We start from the raw sequence: 647 nt of genomic DNA on the forward strand, positions 1-647 counted from the left end.
ACTTGTAGCAGGCGCCGTTGTCGGTCAGGACCCGTTCGACGGTGATCCCGACGCCGGCGAAGTAGGCTTGTGCCCGTGTCCAGAAGGCGGTGGCGGTTTCCTTCTTCTCGTCCGTGTGGATCTCGCTGTAGGCGAGGCGGGAGTGGTCGTCGACGGCGGTGTGGATGTAGCTGTAGCCGGCCCCGGAGCGGGTCTTGCGGCCTGCCTGGCGGCCCAGGGCCTTGTGGCCGCCGCCGTCGACGACCACTCCCGCCTCGCCTACAGCGAGATCCACACGGACGAGAAGAAGGAAACCGCCACCGCCTTCTGGACACGGGCACAAGCCTACTTCGCCGGCGTCGGGATCACCGTCGAACGGGTCCTGACCGACAACGGCGCCTGCTACAAGTCCTACCTCTGGCGCGAGACCCTGACGGCGGCCGGGATCACCCACAAGCGAACCCGGCCCTACCGGCCACAGACCAACGGCAAGGTCGAACGCCTCAACCGCACCCTGCTCGACGAATGGGCCTACGCAAAGCCCTACCGATCAGAACAGGAACGACGCGACGCCTTCCCCTACTGGCTCCACTCCTACAATCACCACCGCGGCCACACCGCGCTCGCCGGCAAACCACCCGCCAGCCGCGTCCCCAACCTCACAGGGC

At 67.1% G+C, this 647-nt stretch carries 2 pseudogenes; one reads left to right on the forward strand and one right to left on the reverse strand.

Annotated elements, in window-relative coordinates:
- A pseudogene (locus tag EAO72_RS40090) lies at positions 1-283 on the reverse strand (DDE-type integrase/transposase/recombinase); the annotation flags it as partial.
- Between EAO72_RS40090 and EAO72_RS40095 the strand changes: the two are divergent.
- A pseudogene (locus tag EAO72_RS40095) lies at positions 233-647 on the forward strand (integrase core domain-containing protein); the annotation flags it as partial. The pseudogenes EAO72_RS40090 and EAO72_RS40095 sit on opposite strands and share 51 nt — an antisense overlap.

Origin of the sequence: Streptomyces sp. OR43 (assembly GCF_008042275.1) — a bacterium.
Taxonomy (GTDB): Bacteria; Actinomycetota; Actinomycetes; order Streptomycetales; family Streptomycetaceae; genus Streptomyces.